At 49.2% G+C, this 18040-nt stretch carries 22 protein-coding genes; 10 read left to right on the top strand and 12 right to left on the bottom strand.

Annotated elements, in window-relative coordinates; all coding sequences use genetic code 11:
- Positions 1-311: 311 nt before the first annotated feature.
- The gene (locus ACFS7Z_RS20965) at positions 312-569 is read right to left on the bottom strand and encodes a hypothetical protein (RefSeq protein ID WP_377489019.1); all 258 of its coding nucleotides are present in this window, start codon (positions 567-569) and stop codon (positions 312-314) included.
- Positions 570-618: 49 nt separating this feature from the next.
- On the opposite strand from ACFS7Z_RS20965, the gene ACFS7Z_RS20960 reads away from it, so the two are divergent.
- Both ACFS7Z_RS20960 and ACFS7Z_RS20955 read left to right on the top strand, forming a co-directional pair.
- Positions 619-1053 (top strand): hypothetical protein, encoded by a 435-nt coding sequence (locus ACFS7Z_RS20960; RefSeq protein ID WP_377489016.1) that lies wholly within the window; start codon positions 619-621, stop codon positions 1051-1053.
- Positions 1054-1601: 548 nt separating this feature from the next.
- Positions 1602-1946 carry a hypothetical protein gene (locus tag ACFS7Z_RS20955; RefSeq protein WP_377489013.1) on the top strand — a complete coding sequence of 115 codons (345 nt, stop codon included), beginning with the start codon at positions 1602-1604 and terminating at the stop codon, positions 1944-1946.
- Between the two features lie 121 nt (positions 1947-2067).
- On the opposite strand, the gene ACFS7Z_RS20950 is transcribed toward ACFS7Z_RS20955, so the two are convergent.
- The 3 genes from ACFS7Z_RS20950 to ACFS7Z_RS20940 all read right to left on the bottom strand — a co-directional run bounded on the left by ACFS7Z_RS20950 (position 2068) and on the right by ACFS7Z_RS20940 (position 3576).
- Positions 2068-2265 carry a hypothetical protein gene (locus ACFS7Z_RS20950; protein WP_377489010.1) on the bottom strand — a complete coding sequence of 66 codons (198 nt, stop codon included), beginning with the start codon at positions 2263-2265 and terminating at the stop codon, positions 2068-2070.
- 289 nt (positions 2266-2554) lie between these two features.
- Positions 2555-2965 carry a DUF4625 domain-containing protein gene (locus ACFS7Z_RS20945; protein ID WP_377489007.1) on the bottom strand — a complete coding sequence of 137 codons (411 nt, stop codon included), beginning with the start codon at positions 2963-2965 and terminating at the stop codon, positions 2555-2557.
- A gap of 266 nt (positions 2966-3231) precedes the next feature.
- Entirely contained in the window at positions 3232-3576 is a 345-nt protein-coding gene (locus ACFS7Z_RS20940) for a hypothetical protein (RefSeq protein WP_377489004.1), read from the bottom strand.
- A gap of 317 nt (positions 3577-3893) precedes the next feature.
- Here ACFS7Z_RS20940 and ACFS7Z_RS20935 point away from each other — a divergent pair, with 317 nt between their 5' ends.
- The gene (locus ACFS7Z_RS20935) at positions 3894-4181 is read left to right on the top strand and encodes a hypothetical protein (protein WP_377489001.1); all 288 of its coding nucleotides are present in this window, start codon (positions 3894-3896) and stop codon (positions 4179-4181) included.
- A gap of 105 nt (positions 4182-4286) precedes the next feature.
- Here ACFS7Z_RS20935 and ACFS7Z_RS20930 read toward each other — a convergent pair whose 3' ends face one another.
- On the bottom strand, positions 4287-4466 hold the full coding sequence (locus ACFS7Z_RS20930; protein WP_377488998.1) for a hypothetical protein: 180 nt from the start codon (positions 4464-4466) through the stop codon (positions 4287-4289).
- A 210-nt stretch (positions 4467-4676) separates the two neighbouring features.
- Between ACFS7Z_RS20930 and ACFS7Z_RS20925 the strand changes: the two genes are divergently transcribed.
- On the top strand, positions 4677-5207 hold the full coding sequence (locus ACFS7Z_RS20925) for a DUF421 domain-containing protein (RefSeq protein WP_377488995.1): 531 nt from the start codon (positions 4677-4679) through the stop codon (positions 5205-5207).
- Positions 5208-5547: 340 nt separating this feature from the next.
- Here the strand turns inward: ACFS7Z_RS20925 and ACFS7Z_RS20920 are convergent, their stop codons facing one another.
- The 3 genes from ACFS7Z_RS20920 to ACFS7Z_RS20910 all read right to left on the bottom strand — a co-directional run bounded on the left by ACFS7Z_RS20920 (position 5548) and on the right by ACFS7Z_RS20910 (position 7353).
- On the bottom strand, positions 5548-5964 hold the full coding sequence (locus ACFS7Z_RS20920; RefSeq protein WP_377488992.1) for a response regulator: 417 nt from the start codon (positions 5962-5964) through the stop codon (positions 5548-5550).
- A gap of 162 nt (positions 5965-6126) precedes the next feature.
- On the bottom strand, positions 6127-6468 hold the full coding sequence (locus tag ACFS7Z_RS20915) for a hypothetical protein (RefSeq protein WP_377488989.1): 342 nt from the start codon (positions 6466-6468) through the stop codon (positions 6127-6129).
- Between the two features lie 543 nt (positions 6469-7011).
- Positions 7012-7353, bottom strand: a complete 342-nt coding sequence (locus ACFS7Z_RS20910; RefSeq protein WP_377488986.1) for a hypothetical protein — start codon at positions 7351-7353, stop codon at positions 7012-7014.
- A 473-nt stretch (positions 7354-7826) separates the two neighbouring features.
- Here ACFS7Z_RS20910 and ACFS7Z_RS20905 point away from each other — a divergent pair, with 473 nt between their 5' ends.
- From ACFS7Z_RS20905 to ACFS7Z_RS20895, 3 genes are all read left to right on the top strand, one after another.
- Positions 7827-8234, top strand: coding sequence for a hypothetical protein (locus ACFS7Z_RS20905; RefSeq protein ID WP_377488983.1), 408 nt, complete (start codon positions 7827-7829; stop codon positions 8232-8234).
- Positions 8235-8487: 253 nt separating this feature from the next.
- Entirely contained in the window at positions 8488-8898 is a 411-nt protein-coding gene (locus ACFS7Z_RS20900) for a hypothetical protein (protein WP_377488980.1), read from the top strand.
- 70 nt (positions 8899-8968) lie between these two features.
- Positions 8969-9541, top strand: a complete 573-nt coding sequence (locus ACFS7Z_RS20895) for a heme NO-binding domain-containing protein (protein WP_377488977.1) — start codon at positions 8969-8971, stop codon at positions 9539-9541.
- 571 nt (positions 9542-10112) lie between these two features.
- Here the strand turns inward: ACFS7Z_RS20895 and ACFS7Z_RS20890 are convergent.
- On the bottom strand, positions 10113-10607 hold the full coding sequence (locus tag ACFS7Z_RS20890) for a hypothetical protein (protein ID WP_377488974.1): 495 nt from the start codon (positions 10605-10607) through the stop codon (positions 10113-10115).
- A gap of 184 nt (positions 10608-10791) precedes the next feature.
- On the opposite strand from ACFS7Z_RS20890, the gene ACFS7Z_RS20885 reads away from it, so the two are divergent.
- The 3 genes from ACFS7Z_RS20885 to ACFS7Z_RS20875 all read left to right on the top strand — a co-directional run bounded on the left by ACFS7Z_RS20885 (position 10792) and on the right by ACFS7Z_RS20875 (position 14415).
- A complete protein-coding gene (locus tag ACFS7Z_RS20885; protein ID WP_377488971.1) occupies positions 10792-12432 on the top strand; it encodes an IS1182 family transposase in 1641 nt (546 codons plus the stop codon).
- A gap of 823 nt (positions 12433-13255) precedes the next feature.
- Positions 13256-14056 (top strand): phenylalanine 4-monooxygenase, encoded by an 801-nt coding sequence (locus tag ACFS7Z_RS20880; RefSeq protein WP_377488968.1) that lies wholly within the window; start codon positions 13256-13258, stop codon positions 14054-14056.
- 29 nt (positions 14057-14085) lie between these two features.
- Positions 14086-14415: a 4a-hydroxytetrahydrobiopterin dehydratase gene (locus tag ACFS7Z_RS20875; RefSeq protein ID WP_377488965.1), complete on the top strand. Its 330-nt coding sequence runs from the start codon at positions 14086-14088 to the stop codon at positions 14413-14415.
- 359 nt (positions 14416-14774) lie between these two features.
- Here ACFS7Z_RS20875 and ACFS7Z_RS20870 read toward each other — a convergent pair whose 3' ends face one another.
- From ACFS7Z_RS20870 to ACFS7Z_RS20860, 3 genes are all read right to left on the bottom strand, one after another.
- Complete coding sequence (locus ACFS7Z_RS20870) at positions 14775-15173, bottom strand: 4a-hydroxytetrahydrobiopterin dehydratase (protein ID WP_377488962.1); 399 nt, start codon at positions 15171-15173, stop codon at positions 14775-14777.
- A gap of 72 nt (positions 15174-15245) precedes the next feature.
- Complete coding sequence (locus ACFS7Z_RS20865) at positions 15246-15578, bottom strand: hypothetical protein (RefSeq protein WP_377488959.1); 333 nt, start codon at positions 15576-15578, stop codon at positions 15246-15248.
- Positions 15579-15784: 206 nt separating this feature from the next.
- Positions 15785-18028, bottom strand: coding sequence for a cation:proton antiporter domain-containing protein (locus tag ACFS7Z_RS20860; RefSeq protein WP_377488956.1), 2244 nt, complete (start codon positions 18026-18028; stop codon positions 15785-15787).
- Positions 18029-18040: the final 12 nt, after the last annotated feature.

The raw sequence follows: 18040 nt of genomic DNA, 5'->3' as shown, positions 1-18040 counted from the left end.
TGTAACAGTAGTATTGGGTAAAGGTAGCTAGGAATGCGGATTGCCAAAAGCCTTGCTCAGCAAAGTGCGCTGTTAAACATAACTGCCGTTTATAGAACAAAAAAGGCTGCACCATTTTTTAAAGCAAGACCAGCCTGGCCCTATAGGCCAGGGGCTTGCAGAGAAACAGGGAGAGGGTCATAAGCAGGCTGTGCGTTGGTTATCAGCGTATGTACGGGCTAACCTCAGGAAAGTGCTTGCGTAACAAGTACAGCCAAGTTGCTTTATATTCTATTGAGCGGTAAAGCCACCCCTTTGCTGAGCGGGTGGCTTTACTGTCCCTCCCCCATCAGCCACGCTAAATCTATCATCTTCAGGTAAGGCTCCAGGTTTGCCCGACTGCTGAACCCGCGCACGAGCCTGATGCGGTTTTGCGTGGGCGAGTACCACACCTCGGCAAAGAAGTCCCCCATGTGGTAAAGCACGATGCTGCAGCCCCCCTTATAGCGGATGCAGAGGAAGCGGCCGTATTCCCAGACAAGCTCCGCCCTTTCGTGAGGTGCATGGTAGTTGAACTCGGAGAGGTCCATAGAAGGCTAATGCTGTACTTTCTGCCATACAGGTTCAGTATTTGTAAAGATGCTGCTTCCTTTGAGCGATGGACTGACCCGTACAGGAATGTGCTCACCAAACACGCCCTCTGCACCGCATCCTGCTCTTGTACCTGCTGCCGAAAGGAACAGCGGGCAACGCCATAGAGAGCTTGCCCCAGGGAAAGAAGAAAGAGAAAGAGAAAGAGAAAGAATAGGAGTAGACATGTCGCTATACGTTATACAAAAAACCTGGAGGGGCAAAAAAGCAGTGAAAGCTGCCGTGGAGCTGCACCTCTTCGCGCTCATTTTGCTCACGGTAGGTGCAGCTGTCCTTCTGCTGGCTGAGCCAGCGCCACCTACAGCGCATGTGCTCTATGTGTCCCTCTCTGCCTACGCGACCGCCATCCTATGCGTGGCCGCCGACAGGGCCATCGGGTATAGCAGCGGGCTAAACCCCCTGGAGGTGGTTTCCTCGGACTAACCGAAAGGTTTGTATGGACTGCAGGAAAAACCACTCCGCTATGGGTGGCTTTTTTGTCTTGCTGCCGCTAAAACTACAAATGGGGACTTATCGTATGTTGACTTTCAAGCCTGTTTTCGAACGGATTTAGTAAAGAATTTCATGACCTTATGAAAAGCCACCTCTTCAAGAGGTGGCTTTCTTTTTTATATACCTTTTAACACACCTGCAACTGTTCACAGCCGTCAAGGGCCGCTTTTCCCTTTTTAAAGGCACTGTAGCTTCCGGATTGACCACTTCGCTCTTATATGAATAGCCTGTCATATAAATAATATTACATATGACAGGATATTCATGTAATACCTTGTGCAGATTTGTGAAGGGCACCTCTCCTTCACGTGGCGGGGCTAAAGGGAAATCTCATTTACGAATCACTATATAGGGAACATGAGGGGGGGTATGGAGCGTATTTACCTCGCCGCCTGAAAGAGAAGTGCTGTAATAGAGCACAGAATGTTTAGGTGTGGGGAGTGGCATACGGTTTCAGGGCTGCTCTCACTGGAGTTAAGATGACCCTGACCCTTAGAGCCATGCGCACCCAGGAAAACAAAGACTTAAAACAGAAGTACGGTATCATTGTTTCCAAGCTCCGCGCTGCCATTGCCAGGAACAAGGCCGCTTTCCCGCAGCTCACCCTCATCAGCAGTTACCTGGACGCCACACTGGCACAGACGGACGGGGAGGAGGACTACCTGCAAAAACTGGAGGGGCTGTGCGCTTATTTGAATGAGCTAAGCTCTATTTCCTACGTGGTGCGTCACCTGCACCACAACCTCTGCGCAGACGTGGAGTCGGCCAAAAACAACAGCGTGTTCTTTAACCAAAGCAAGGAATACATATCCTTGCCGAAATAAACTTCTGGTGACGGCGTTAAGCTGGCAGTAAGGTTTAGCTATAGTGTGTTCAAAAGCCAGGTAGTGCCTACGCGCTACCTGGCTTTTTGCTTCGAATAGGTTAGCGGCCAGGGAAACGGCCTTACCGTTTATACAACAAGTGAAAGCCTTTCCGGCTTGCGTTGCTACCCACTGGGTGTGCGATGCTGCCTTTGAACTCCTCCGCCAGTTCGCTGAGCACTTTCAGTTGCTCTTCTTCCCGTGTGCCTGTTTCAGCGCCTTTCAGCTTCTCTATACGAGCCAGGAGGATGCAGTACTTCAATTCTGTGGTGACTGGCATAAGGCTTCCGGGGTTAACGCATGTATACTATTTTAACTATGTAATTATGAATATAATCACACGATACATAATTAAAGCAATTTTAGTTCTGGTTTTTTTATCTTTGTGGAAGTGTATTGATTAAAAAGGCATGCTGCAGCAGGGGCCTGCCACACCATGAAGCTGCTCCTGCAACTCGAGCAGCTTGAAAGAAGGGGGCGCTAAAATCACGACCTATCCTTCATAAAACAAAAAGGCTCCTCTAGATGAGGAGCCTTTTCTAAATTTAAGCTTATCGACCTGCGATTGCTTACTGTACAACGGAAACCGTAACCGCCTGCGAGGCTTCATTCTCTTGCTCGTCTATGGCCGTCACGCGGATGATGTAAGCACCGGCTGGCGCATTCGCATCCAGGTCTATCTCCACGTCCAGGTCCTTCTCTTTGTTGTCGTTGAGAAAGTCACTGACACCCTGGTCTGTTATCTGCCGCTCAACTCCGCTCGGGTCCGTCACGCTCACCTTAATCTCCTCAAGACCCATGTTGTCTCTAACCTCTGCCTGCAGGTTCACCTCATCGCCTGGTGCATACGTAGTGCCGGCAGCAGGTGCCAGGATGGTGATGGTCGGGTCAGTAGTGTCGAGTTCTACATCATCGTCCTTCTCACAGGCAAGGAAAGAAAAGGAAAGCAACATTAAAAAGAGCCAATTGATTTTTCTCATCTCTGTAAAAATTAGTAAGTAATAAAATATAAAATAGTAGATTATCTATATGCAGCCTCTTATAAATAATGCACTACAAGGTAGATTATAACGAAATAAAGAAAGGAAAGTTGCCTGAATATGTATGTTACGCCTTTGTGAGTCGTGCTGAGCGAAGCCAATACACCCTGCCTTCCCCTTTGTTTCCTGGTGCTGGAAGGCAGTGCGGGAAGTAAAAAGCCCCCGCAACGCGGAGGCTCTTTTCAACAGTTTTACCTATTCGTTCACTATTTTTTGGAGGCGTCGCCGCCTTTCTCGTCCATTCTAACAACACCTGTCTGCCCCTGTGCGTTGGTCATCATTACCTCATACACCAGAACACCTGCAGTGGCCCCTGCGGCAGGCTTTATAGCATAGATGTCCCCTATTGTCCAGTCTTTGTAGGTGTCGCTCTTCAGCGCTGCCTGCACTGGCGCCGGTAGCTGGTCTTGTGTTACTTTCTCCTTTTGCTCTTCCTGGCCCTGCTGTGCAGCCGGAGCCTGCTCCTGCGGGGTAGTGGTCTGCGCATTTGCTTCCAGTGAAGACATTCCTACTAATGCGATGGCTGCTGCCAGAAAAGTTACTTTTTTCATAGTCTTATTCTTTAAGTTCTGCCTCATGCAGTAGCAGAACCGTGCCAAAGCAATTAAAGGCCATTTTATCTAAAGGCTCTCAGCGCTTTACAGAGAAATGAGGAAAAGACGGGAAGTGTGGAAGCAAGGCGAGGACTGTGGGCCTGGCTCCACACTCTGTGGAAAATGGCCTCAGGTGCGTGCACTGGTAGGGAAAGGCGCTCCGCTTCCCTGCCGGGGCGGCTTGTAACCCTGAGGCTGTTTCCCGGGTATGAAGATGTCTTTCTCCCGGATAGCGCCAACTGTCTGGCTTTGGGAGGGTTGATAGATTCGGGTATATGGAGAAGTTCAATGAGCACGTGCTGCCTTTCCTGGAGGGGGGCTGCATCAGGTACCAGCACAACGGAGAGGCCAAGGCCATGTCGGCAGACTACTTCAGGCGTAACTTCCGGAACGTGGCCGCCACGGAGCTGCCTCACATCGGCCAGCGCTCCTTTTACTACCAGAGCGTGCAGGACCCCGACCTGGTCCTGCGCTTCAGGCTCTCCCAAACAACCGGCCTGTCGGCCGTGCTGATGCTGCACAGCGACTTTGAGAAGCAGCTGAAGGCCCTGGGCAGGCTTTAGTCTCTTGTTTTCACAAAGACAGCCTGCCTGGAATGCCAGCACCTTTCCTGTTATGCAATGCACAAGCCCCTCCTCCTGCTGGCCTGTTCCCGGAGAGCACGGGGTTTAAGCTAGCCGGAGCACTGGCTGTGCCCTCAGCAGGCGCAGGGGTTCTTCCGCTTCATTTCTGCGTGTGACAGCTACTCTCATTTCGTACTCTTCTTTCAGCTCTGTCAGCCTCCCGAGCTCCTCTGCATCCTGCGCGTTAGGCGCAGCATTCTGAAGCTGCTGAATTCGTGCGACCACATAATTGTAGTACCACTGGCTGGTGATAGACTCTGAACAGCCCCACAGCCTTAAATCGCACCCGCTCCTTTTGGTACGTTGCTGTGGCGGGGGACCTCTGCCGGCTTCAGTGTTTTATGTTGACTGTGGTATATACTATATTCTTTTGCCTGATTACGTTTAGCCAATAATTAGGCACAAGCCACGGACAATACAATCAATAGTCAAGCTATGGAATGGATATTTGATAAAAGAGACCCGCTCTTGGAAACCATGATTGGAAGCATAATGATATTCTCAGTTATTATCTTATTAACCAGAATCATAGGTTTGAGGTCATTCGCAAAGTTTACTGTTTACGATTTTGCCTTTACAATTGCTATTGGTAGTATCATATCCTCTACTCTCACTTCAGGTACTTCTATTGTTCATGGCTCAGTTGCAATCGCAAGTCTTCTTTTTTTGACTTTTATTTTTTCAACATTGCAGAAGAAATTTCCAGCCTTAAGTTCTACAATTTCGAATAAACCGCTTCTGTTGATGAGGGGAAATCAGATACTTGAAGAAAATCTAAAACATGCAAGAATTGAAAAATCACAGCTGATCGCTAAACTGCGAGAGGCAAACGTATCACGATTAAATCAAATTCAAGCTGTCGTTCTTGAATCCACGGGAGACATTTCAGTCTTACATAAATCGACAGATACAGATGAGCAATCTGTTGATAGTATAATATTAGAAGGAGTTCGAGAAAAGCTGTGAGATAGTGCACCTATGCCTAACAGTGGCTACAAGTAATTGTTCGTTCCCGCCTCTTCTGAAGATTTCTGCGGAATTTTCAACTAGTGTATACCTGCAAAGGTTCATGCTAACCCACACAACTACTCCTTGCCGAGACTGTTGAATTTACATAAATGGGCTTATGGGCAGCAAAATGAAGCTTCCTCGAGATAAGGAGGCTTCATTTTGCTGCACCTATCTTCGATTAGGTTTATGGCGTTGCGAAGCCTTTCCGTCAGGTCTTTAATAAGCTCCTGGTTACTGTCTGAGCCCTTTGCCGATCTGTTCCTGCCGTTGCCGTTGGACCTGTTTTGGAGAGACTCTAAAACGGCTGTGATACTTTTTCTGTGCCTTCTGCGACTAAAGCAGAAAGGTAGCTCAGCTTTTCTTCTGTCAGGGGCCTTGTAAAAAAGCCTTTCACCATCGGGTGCGCCTCAGCTCTTTCCCTGTCTGAGAAGCTTGCTGAGGAGGACAGGATAACAATGGAGGGCACAACGATGCCTCTTTTTCCCTGAAGCTGCTCCAGTGCTTCCAGCACCTCAAATCCGTTCATCACCGGCATGTGTATGTCCAGCAGCACAAGATCAAGGGAGACTCTCTTTATGAGCTCCAGCGCCTTGTGCCCGTTTTCTGCCAGGGAGACTGCCTCGACAGCATTCATCCTGCGCATCAATCTAATCCCCAGGAAGCTGCTCACTTCACTGTCGTCTACAAGTAACACTCTGCCTAGGTTCTTCATAAGTAATTGTTCCCGCCCTTTGGTGCGGTAAAGCGTTAAAAAGGCGCGCAATATAGTTACTTAAATCTGCCTATCTAAAAGCCTAAAGTCAAATGTAGCAACTCCACTACAACTCTGAAAGCAGCGCTCATAACGGAAAGAATTGTGAAGGCCATTCTAAGGTTATTTTCTCCCCGCCTTATCCAGGTCCTTCCCCAGGTCCTGCACCTGCTTCATAAACGTCTCCACGCTCTCATCGGCATAGGGCCCATACCCTGAGGATATTGTGCCCTTCACCCCTGTGTCTGTTTCCAGCACGTAGAGGATGGCCATGTCCTCAGGGTTTGTTTCCCCCTCGAAGCGGTAGAAGTTCACGATCTGCAACTGGTCCGGGGTAAAGTACTCGTTGCTGCCCATCGTGCACAGCCGCCCATCATCTGAGACAAAGAAGTCCAGCTTAATGCCTTCCTTCCGAAGCTTGGAGAGAATGCTTACCATGGAGGTAAGTTCTACTTTGTCTTCCATAATAGTAACAGTTAGGTGTTAGGTGCATTATACGCAGACCCGGGCAAAGCGAGGGGCAGAAAGTTGATAGCAGAAGAAAAGCTTTCCCATAAAGCTACTGGAGTTGAAGGTTTAGAGGGAATGGCCCATTTTGGAAATAAAAAGTTATGTGCTGCGAGTAGTAAAAGACGAGGAGGAGCCGCTGTTTTCATAGCATGTGGCAAAAAATACAGTCTACGGAGCCTATAGATTTAACCTATGCCTCATATCCCAGGAACAAGCTGTTTATGGGCCTTATTAAGTCTTGCTGAATCACTCCTGGCTACTTCTGAGCTTTGGCGGCTCAGCAACAGGTGTAGTAAAAGTCTACAGCACGACCATTTACAGCTGATTATTACAGGAATTGATTGCTGTATGGGCATTGGCTGTATAGCAGGCAAGGCCAATATGCGGGAGGGGCATTGATGACTTGCATTTGGTAGCACTGGCTCTGCGCTGATAAGGCAGAACCAGCGGCTTACAGGATTAACAGGTTTGCTGTGGTTATTGCCAGGTAAGGAGCAGCTACTTTGATGCGAGCCAGTCAAGAGCTTCCTCTACGCTGTAAAAGTCCTCTATCTCTACCTCAAGATGTGCCTCCTGCCTGACTTCCCGGATGGGCTTCAACCTGCGGGTACTATCTGTCACGACCCGGGCAAGCTTGTGGAGGCGGGTTGTGGTCAGGTCCCTGGCGAACTTGAGGATTATCTCCTTGTACTCAGGCTGTGGAATATCAACCGTACTCTTCCTGGTGTCTGTCAACAGGTACTTCACATCATACTGCCTGACGGTTTCGACGATGATGTCCAGCGTGTAGGCAGCCTCACTGGCAGAGTAGTAGTGAAAGTCAGGCCATTCGACAGACAAGACATCCCTGGCAGGGTTGTAGTCAAGCTTTATGAGTTTGTTTGGTATAATCACTGATGCCGCTTTTTATCCTTTTTTAAAACGCGTCATAAATGTAATAATTTTCAGCCACAAACTCTCCTGCCAAACATGACGCTGCAGCGAGATGGTATAGTTTACGCACCTTATGAAGCAGTACTCCGATGCCACCCTTCTCTGTTGTGGAAAGCGCTGAAGAGTGGCTGCTGCCTGAGTGCTGAGCCCTTCTATGGTGTCGCAATATACAACTAAAGCATTGCAGAACCTTCCACATGCTTATCCCGGAAAACGTGAGGTTTCTTGAGATGCTTTCACAATCAACAGCCTTCATACTTACCATAACTTGCATTATGTAAAGGAGGAGACAGAGCGATCATAGTGGCTTTTTCTTCGCCAGTAATGGGAAAGCCACGTATGTCAGGCATGAAAGCGAGTTATAACATTCAGCACCATAAGTGAAAGTGAAAGGGAGGACATTAATATCAGAGCCGCATATTACCATTTCGTATGATGTTTTAGAAGACATCCTGTACTCAGACTGGACGGGCAGCCAGACAAATGAGAGCGTCATGGACGGATGCGAGAAGATGCTGCACTACCTCAAACTGCACCACTGCACAAAGGTTCTCAACGACAACACCCGCGTCACCGGCATGTGGGATGACGCTGCCAGGTGGGGGGCGGAAAGCTGGTTTCCCCGGATGCATGAGGCAGGCTGCAGACTTTTCGCCTGGGTGTACTCCCCTGACCTGTACAGCAAGCTTTCTACTGACAAGACCCTTAGCTATGGTGTCAGGGGCATCGTTATAGCAACTTTCGACAGCAAGGACACTGCTCTGGCCTGGCTGAGGGCGATGGGATAACGTTCAACTCTGTACCACACCTTGTCATTGGACAAGGCTGTGGCTGTTGCCTGGAAACCTCCATGGTCGCAGATTCCCTCTGCTTTGTCACTGATTTCTGAAAATTATTATTCTGGCTTCCAATGCTTTGAGGCAAAAAGCATCCTGAACCAACATAAATAGCAGGGCGAGTAGCACTATTATGCAGCAACAGATGTTACTGTTACTCACCTAAAAAGTGCAGTGCCTGCAATAGGTACACCCCTTCACAGAGATGGTTCTTTTCGACAACAGCATCATACGACTGGATTACGCCCCGGCATCCGATATCCTGGCGGCAGAATACCCAGACCTGCACGACTTTCTGCTTCCTGACATCAAACGCAGACTGGACACGCTGGTGGACACTGTCAGGAATTATGACGTGAAGCGGCTCCTGCTGGACTCCACCAGAACCGTCACGACAGTATGTGAAGAAGCAGGCAAAGACATAGCAGCCCATCTGGCGGCAGGCCTGTTGAAGACCCGGGTAGAGAAAGTGGCCCGGGTGCAGTCGGTGTCGCCCACCGTGGAAACCAAAGCACAGAAAAACATGGAGCATGTCAGGCAGTCTCTCTCACTCCCGTTCGAGCTGCGAAACTTCACCAGTAGACCAGAGGCTGTCGAGTGGCTTTCGGTTAGGTAGAATTGAACCATCTCCTGTATTATCCTTACCTTGCACAGAACAAGCCCCTGAGCAACAGACAGCACAACCAATGGAAAAAGCAACCATCACCGAAGACAGAATGCAAGGCTCTATTTTCGTCCTGCTCAGACGCTTCGTGGAAAGCCTGTATGGGTATAGTACGTGGGTGAACTTACGTGAAGCGGCAGGCATAGAACATGCTCCCTACCAGATGGACGAGACGTACCCGACCAGCGAAATCGCTGCCATCATAGGCAAAGCCTCCAAGCTGGTGGGGGTTCCGCCGCACCAGCTGATGGAGCAGTTCGGGGAGTCGCTGGTGCCTGACCTGCTGATGATATACAAAAAGCACATGCACCCGGAGTGGCGCACCTATGACATGCTGCTCAACACGGAGGCGGCCATGCACGCTGCCGTCAGGAAAGAGGACAGCCGGGCAACACCGCCCCTGCTGCTGGTGACAAAGAAGGGCAGCAGGCAGTTGATAGTGGACTACTACTCCAGGCGCAGGATGGCGGCTGTTGCCGTTGGCATCATCCGGGGCATTACCAGGCACTACGATGAAAGCGACAAGGTAGAGGTCACCCTCCTGACACCGGTGGGGGAGGAAAGGGTCCAGATAAGGGTGGACTTCCTGCCGTAACATACGGTGGAGCGGCAGAAAGATAATATCCCGTCGCGGCAACCTATGAAACGTGGGAGTTTAGAGGCGAAGGCAGAGAGTGCTCTAGTTTTTTCTCTTATCTCTGCTGCCATGTCTGCCTGTGAACCCTGTAGAGGAAATAAGCCATTGTCCAGCAAGCCAGACAACGTCTAGCACTATCCATGGGCGGCAGAGTAGCTTTAGCAGCGTTATGTGTGAGTTCATAGCCTATTAAACGAGCAGTTAACTCAGGAGATTACCTTAGTTCATCATGCACAAAAAATTAAGCTGCCTCTCTCAATAGAATATAACCCTGTAAAATGGGGGCTAAAACAAATGACAAAATTATAGTGCTTTCCTGCACTATAGTTTTGTCGGCGGTTAGGGCTTTTTATTCAACTAACTCTACCGACTGCAGAAACGCACCGCGCCATTTGTGCTGCTTAATAATATCTTTAACCCTTTCTGAGACAAGGACAGGCCGATAAGCGCTACCACCGCTTCCGAACCATTCATTTGACCGTACTATATCTGGTTGGTTCTGGAAGATTGATTTCTGGAATCTTATTTTTCAACTCTGCGGGAAGTGATGCTTTGTCTTTCCGCAAAAAGGGCCCGCCAGTAACTTACTGCCAACTGCTTCCAGAATTTTGACTTCTACTTTATCTGTTGGCATCTGGCATATTTCTGTTGCCAGGTTGCTCCCCATGAGGCCTTCGGGAAGAACTGCCTCCACATGCATCTGGAAGACTGTTTTCAAACGCCTGCCTGTGCTATGCAAAACCGGTCTTGAAAAGCGAATGCCGGTGATTTTCTCTTTCTCAAACGCCAGCCTTACCGGTCCCCTCACAAACACCTGGTCAGGCACCCAATGCAGCCCGATGAACTGGCCTTGCTTCGCTTTCGGCTCAGCCCTGAACCTGAAGGCATTGTCTTGTACCAGGCCGACTCTACAGGTCGGGCACCCTCTGTGCATTGCATAGGTTGCCCTCAAGTACCCAAAGCCACTCTCCGGTTGTGGGTAACCACACTGACCGGTCATTATAAGATACCACTTGTCGCTCATGCTTTTTTAGCGTTACCGCCAATTCTTAGATATGCGTGAACATACAGCTACTGGCACTATGTACGAAAGTAGCATCGCCCGTTACCTTCACTTTCTTTGAAATGATGTCCCGCGAAACGTGGGTGGCTGTTGCACAACCGGCTACAGATAGCCGTTCAAGGATAATGACCTATTGCTTGTAGTTATGCAGGGCAAGAAAACTTTTAAAGATGAGAAGGAGCTGCTCTTCTCGCTCTCGGCGCACGTGCCGGAGCACAACTTTTACCGCCGGCTCAAACAGCAGCTGGACCTGGGCTTCCTTACCGAGCTGACGCGGGGCTACTACGGTAAGTGTGGCCAGCAGAGCATTGACCCGGTGGTGTTCTTCAAGCTCTGCCTGGTGGGCTACCTGGAGAACATCACCTCTGACCGCCGGCTCATCGAGCACTGCAGCCTCCGCCTGGGCCTTTTGTACTTTCTGGATTACCAGCTTGACGAGCCCCTGCCCTGGCACTCCACCGTATCCCGCACCCGCCAGCTCTTTCCGGAGGCTCTTTTTGAGTCACTCTTTGACAGGGTCTTCAGCCTGTGCGTGGAAGCGGGCATGGTGTCGGGCAGTACACAAACCATAGACTCAGCGCCCGTGAAGGCCAATGCCTCTGTGGACAGCCTGCTGTTAAAGCAGCCCCAGGAGTCAGTGCAACAGCAGGAGACAGGCAAGCGCCACAGCAAACCGGCACAGCTTATCACCGCCCCCGCCCACCAGCTCAGGAAGCTGGGGAAGCATCAGGAGAATATCAGGGGCACGTTCACCTCGTTGGGGTCAACTCATGAGAAGGCACAGCTGGTCAGCAACAAGACCCACTACTCCCCGCATGACCCCGATGCCCGCATATCAGTCAAACCCGGGAAGGCCAGGAAGCTCAACTACCACTGCAGCATGGTGGTCGATACGGCCAAAGGTGTTATCTCCCATATCCGGGCTGACTTTGCCGACGGCCTGGACAGCCAGCACCTGCCTTCCCTCGTGATGCAGGTGCAAAAAAGGCTGCGGGAGAATGGGCTGCTCATGCAGGAGTTGCTGGCAGACACCGGCTACTCCAACGGCTCCAACTACTTCATGCTCGAGCAGCAGGGCATCACAGGCTGGATTCCCGTGTTCGGGATGTACAAGCCCGAGATAGAGGGCTTTCCCTATGACAAGGAGAAGGACCGCTACATCTGCCCCATGGGCAAGCCGCTCCCCTTCAAAGGCTTTGACCGCACCGCCGACGGCAGGCTGACGAAGAACTACTGGGCAGCGCCCGGTGACTGCAGGCAGTGCTCCTCCAAACCCAGCTGTGCCCCCAAGACCCGGTGCAGGAAGATTACCCGCACAGCTTACGACGAGCAGTACCTGAGAGCATATGGCCGGCAGCACAGCAGGCAGGGCAAGCGCATGAAAAAGCTTCGCCAGAGCACGGTGGAGCCTGTCTTCGGGAGCCTGGTGCACCACTATGGCCTGCGCAAAGTTGGCGTGTTGGGGAAATCGGGTGCTCATAAGGTCATGCTCATGGCTGCCGCTGCCTTCAACATAAGAAAGTACATGAGGAACAGACCAAAGAAGTCTGTCAGCATGGCAACAGCAATGGAAAGGGAGCAGCCCCATGCCCCTGTCTTTAGCTTTACTCCTGCAGCTTACCAACAGAGCATTGTATGCTCTCAGAATAAAAGCTGCAAGGAAGACAGGCTCAGCTTAGTTGTGCAACAGCCACGGGGGTTTTGCGGGACAGTGCAGACGGCGCTTAGAATCAGCGCAGCAGAATGCGGCAGCCTCTTAGGCGGGCACGCATTTGCTCTTCTTTGAAAGAGGCAGGTCCCACTGGTGGATTCGTGCTTATGATAAGGGACACCGCTAGCTCCCCTATAGCTGCAGGAAAACCCTGATTCTGGTATAAATTCAATTCACAGCATCGAACCTCCATTTCTGCTGCAAGCCGTTTTTCTGAAATTAAAAAAACAGCGTCACTTTTGTTACTATTGTTACTTTTAATAAATAAGAGGTATATATATAAAAGAACGCGGTTTTTGGGCCCTGAATCCTGTTACAAAATATTTCTGGCTTGTAACACGTGTTACAAAATCGAAATACACCGCTATAGGCCAATTAAGCAAAAGGATATAACTATACTCCTTTATAATCAGCCATTTATTAGCAACATCTTTTTAAAAATGAAGTGCCACTCCTGGCATGCAGCGTTCTCCATAGTTTGAAAGCCACAGGTCTCCTTCACATTGACCCTCTCTTGGATCTCAGGAACTAACACGGATTAACACAAATAGGCGCAAACTTACTTAGCTAATCTGTAAAAAGTTGCCTTTTACTTCAGCTCCTACTTTACGCCCCCTTATTCCCACGTTTTCCGGGACTGTAACTCAATGACTCGTACAAAAACGTTGACCAACTTATAAAAGCAGTTTTTTTCAATACAAGTCATTTATCCTTACCTTTGCAGCGATGAAATTACTAAACAACGCATATTTCTATTATTACTGTAGCCGTGACTCCCGTTTCGGAATAGGATGCGTTTGTTCCACTTGATGCAGAAAGCCACTCAAGCATATACAAAGCCTGATTCCGTAACGGAACAGGCTTTTTTATTTCCTGTCAATAGAAAAAACTATTCAAAATGAATCGTGCAATGGAAACCACTACAACTAACAGCCGACAGACTTCTACCTTGAAAGACATGCAGCAAGTCTACCAGAACTACACCAAAGAGGACCAGCAGGTGTGGCAGCTTCTCTATGAAAGGCAGATGGAAGGCCTTCCAAACCAAGCCTGCCATGCGTTTTTGGAAGGCTTGCGCACAGTGCAGTTCAGGGGCGAAAAGATTCCCGACTTCAGCAAAGTGAACAATATACTAAAAGCTATCAACGGCTGGGAGGTCGTCGCCGTGGAGGGCATTGTGGACGACAAGCTCTTCTTCAAGCTCCTCTCCGAACGAAAGTTTCCAGCCACCACGTGGCTGCGCAAGCTCAGCGAGCTGGATTACCTGGAGGAGCCGGACATGTTCCATGATGTGTTCGGGCACGTACCGCTGCTCACTAATGGCCCTGTAACTGCCTTTTTGCAGGCACTGAGCCGGATAGGCTACGAGCATGCAGACAATCCTGCGGCCATTGAATTGCTCTCGAGAATCTACTGGTTCACGGTTGAATTCGGCCTGATTAAGGAAAACGGGGAGCTAAGGGTTTATGGGGCGGGCGTCCTCAGCTCTGTCGGCGAGACAAAGTTCAGCCTAAGCCAGGAACCGATGCATTTCGCCTACAGTGTGGACCAAATCCTGGACACCCCTTACCGAAAGGATGTTTTCCAGGACAGGTATTTTATCATCGACTCCTATGAGCAGCTACTCGGCTCCATCGGCGAAATTCGGGCAAAGCTGGAGGAGAGGTTGACGCATTCAGTCAACAAGCAAGGTAATTAAGTAAAAGCAATCAAAATAAAAACCTAAACATGTCATTAACCGAGATGAAATGCGTCCCGTGCGAAGGGGGCGTACCCACTATCAAAGGCAGACAAATAGAGAACTATACCTGTCAGCTAAAGAGCAAGTGGCAGGTGGTGGATGAGAAAATGCTGCGCAGGGAGTTCTCTTTTGAAAACTTCAAAGCCGCTATGGGCTTTGCTAACAAAGTGGGAGACATTGCCGAGGAGGAAGGGCATCACCCTGACTTGCACATTTTCTATGGGAAGGTGGTCGTGGAGCTTTGGACCCACGCCATCGATGGGCTGTCTGAGAACGACTTCATCGTGGCTGCAAAGATAGATGATGTACCCAGCTGAGTTCAATCTGGCTGCGTGGAGCGTACCTGCCATCAGGACACAAAGTTCTCGAAGAGACCGGATAGCAAAAGAATAACTCGCCTCTTGTAAAAGAGGAGCGAGTTATATTCTGGCGCCGTAGTCCCTCCAAGCTATCCCAGAACTGTCTGTTTCTTCTTTCCTTGTCCTGGAAGAGGTGGTCCGGAGCCCCTGCTTCTCAACCCAGTCGACAAAAGGGAAAAAAGAGTCTTTGATGGAGTACGTACAAACATAGGATAAAATCTGTTAAAAAAGATCTTCATTCCTGGGTACTCTTTTGTTGGTAAAGAAGTAGATTATAAGCCGCATAAGGCTTTTCATTTCATGATAACTTGATAAATTCAGAGCGTTATTTTATCAATTTTTGCTGCAACTATAAAATCATCCTCAGAGACCCCCCCGATATCATGTGTCCAAAGCTCCACGACTACCTTTCCATAGGAAATATGCAGTTCGGGGTGGTGACCTTCCTCCTCGGCAATGTCTCCCACTTTGTTGGCAAATTCCATCGCAGCCCTAAAATCAGGAAACGTAAATTCCCTCCGGAGCATCTTTTGCTCCTCCCTTTGCTCCTGTTCTTTTTTACGTTTCATTTCGATTCTCTCTTCATCCAGCATCTCCTGACTAACAGTATCAGTAAAGTCTCTGGTGAAGCCCAAGCTATCATCCACTGTCCTTTGACTATAATTCCATGTATCAGAAATCAATGCCGGACTTTCTCTCCTTCTATGCCTTCTCATCACACACTCTCCTTTCTTTTTTTAGGTGTCAGAAGTTTTTAGACACAAGGTAATAAGTTGATTTATATTGTTTTATACGTAAATTATTGTATTAAGTGGTGCCGCAAACAAAAACAAACTATCACAGGAAATGCAGTAAAACAGCAAAGGAATATAGTCTGAGAACGAGTTGTTTGAAGAGGGAATCAGCAAGCTCTTTAACAAGCACCCTAATAAACATGAATGATCCCGTACCTTGTAGTTTGAGGTAGGTGTTGATTCATTGAGCAGGAAGGCGTAGACCAGTGTGACTGTCTGCAGGAGCTTTATCTTGTTTTCCCAGAACCAGAGCCTGCAGGATTCCATGCCCAGCTCGTCAGCCACTTCTTTTACCGAACCCCTAGCATAGGAGAGGTCAATAGCCATCCGCTTGAAGGAGGCGTCAAATACACGTCTATCCATAATAGTCAAATTGAATACTTTAGTAAGTCTGCCTATTAAAAGCCTCCAGTCAAAGGTAGCAACTCCAAAAGTGAATAAGCTGCCAATAGAGGGGACAAACCGCTTTTATTGTTGTTAGCGCTTGATTCACCAGACACGGAACGATGAGTGCAACTCCATAAAGATAATGGCTAAGCAACTTCCTGTTTTGCCAGCTCTAATCCTCTTATACGCCAGGGACTACCCACAATCCAGACAATATCCCCCTCTTCGAACATCAGGCCAGAGTCTGGATTAATAATCCTTTCCCCCTTTTTCTCTACAGCTACTATCAAGCTCTTCGTTTTCTCCCTGATGCCAGAGTCCCGGATCGTCCTGTGCAGCAGTGCAGAGTTAGCCGTCACTAAAAACTTCTGAAGTCTGATGTCCTCTTTTTCTGCCTCGCCGTCCGTTGCCCGAGAAAGCTTGCTCTGAAGAAGCTCCTTGAACGCCTGAACTTGTTCGTCTGAACCAAACACATACAGTTTGTCCCCTGGAAAGATTCTCTCACTGCTAGTCGGGGGCATGATAGTACGTTCTCCTCGGTCTATCACGGCAACATTTACCCCGTATTTTTCCCTGATCTGTAACTCCAGCAAGCTTTTACCAACAACTGCAGCATTGGGCGAAACCTCGAAGTTTGTCAGGTGGGCATCCCATGGGGTGAGGGTATGGTGCATCCTGGCTGCTTCGCTGATCTCGCGGGCATTTAAATTGCTCATGAAGTTATTTTCAATCCGGATATAGAAGTCCTGTATTCTTCTTGAGAAGACAAACAGTAGTACAATACTTGCCAACCCAACCAAAGCTGCGACCTGAAGAGTGAAGAACTGGTTTAGCAGAAACCCTATGAAGAAAATGGCAACCCCTATTCGGGCGAACTTCATGACAATAACAAGGCTCCGGTAATTCTTGTTAGCCCAGATTCGCCCCTCTGCCTCCTGCTTTGGAAGACGTACAGCCAGTGCCCAAAGGAAAGGTGACATAAAGATGAGAGTAATGATAGTGGTTATGATGTCCCCTAAATCCCCTTTGAAAAGGCTTTCCTTTATGAAAGGGTTGAGGTACTGGGCAGCCAGAATAACAATAGCAACGATAATAGCTGAGTAGATGGTTAAGCTGAGTAGATAAGACTGTACAACAAGCCGCCAGTCGCTTGTTGTACTGACGGTTTGTGTACCGGAGCTGTACTCATCCAACGCGATCATCCATCTTTGCGGAAGCACAGTCTCCACCCATCTGTGCAACGGCTCGGACAGCCGGATCATGTAAGGCGTAGTGAAGGTGGTGAAAGCAGAAACCGCCACCGCCACAGGGTACAGGAATTCGCTGGTCACGCTAAGGGTAAGACCCAACGTAGCGATGATAAAGGAGAACTCCCCGATCTGGGACATACTCATGCCTGACTGAATGGACGTCTTCAATCCCTGTCCTGCGATCAAGCCACCGCCAGCAACACTTATAAACTTCCCAACGATAGTCACAGCTGTTATCACTCCAATTGGTCCTGCATATGTTAAGATCATCGCAGGGTTTATGAGCATGCCCACTGAGACAAAGAAGATGGCACCAAAGAGGTCTTTCACGGAGGAGATCAAGTGCTCTATCTTCTCGGCCTTTGTGGTCTCAGCAAGTATGGAGCCCATGATAAAGGCGCCCAGCGCAGGAGAGAAGCCCACTTGCGCCGCCAGTATCACCATGAGCAGGCAAAGGGCCAGGGACACGATCAGCAGGGTTTCGCCATTCATGAGTTTGCTGGCTTTCCTCAGGAAAGAAGGAACAAGAAAGATGCCGGCGAGGAACCAAACCACAAGAAAGAAGCCCAGCCTCAGGACTGCAATCAGCATTTCGGAGCCGGCAAACTGCTGGCTAACAGCCAGTGTAGACAAGAGTACGAGCAGCAGAATTGCCACAAGGTCCTCAACAATCAATATCCCAAACACCAGGCCTGCAAAGCGCTGTGATTTTACGCCCAGCTCATCGAAGGCCCTGATAATAATCGTGGTGGAGGAGATAGACAATATGCCGCCCAGAAAAACGCTATCCATAGTGGACCAGCCGAGCGTTTTGCCTGTGAGGTAACCCAGTAACAGCATCACGATCACCTCGATTACAGCCATGACAGAGGACGGGCCGCCTACTTTTACCAGCTTTTTAAAGCTGAACTCCAACCCCAGGCTGAACAGCAGGAATATCACACCAATTTCTGCCCAGATCTTGATGTTTTCATATTCAATAACTGTCGGAATCAAAGAAATGTGCGGCCCCACCAGTAGTCCGGCAACAATGTAACCCAAAACCAGCGGTTGTCTGAGCCACTTGAAGAGGAGCGTGGTGATGCCGGCTGCCCCAAGAATCAGGCCTAAATCTGTGACTAAGTGCGGTAAGTGTGTCATCTTAATTTATTA

The sequence above is a fragment of the Pontibacter toksunensis genome (assembly GCF_042686245.1).
GTDB lineage: Bacteria > Bacteroidota > Bacteroidia > Cytophagales > Hymenobacteraceae > Pontibacter > Pontibacter toksunensis.
The sequence above is the reverse complement of the archived record's forward strand: the minus strand, read 5'-3'. Positions and strand labels throughout refer to the sequence as shown.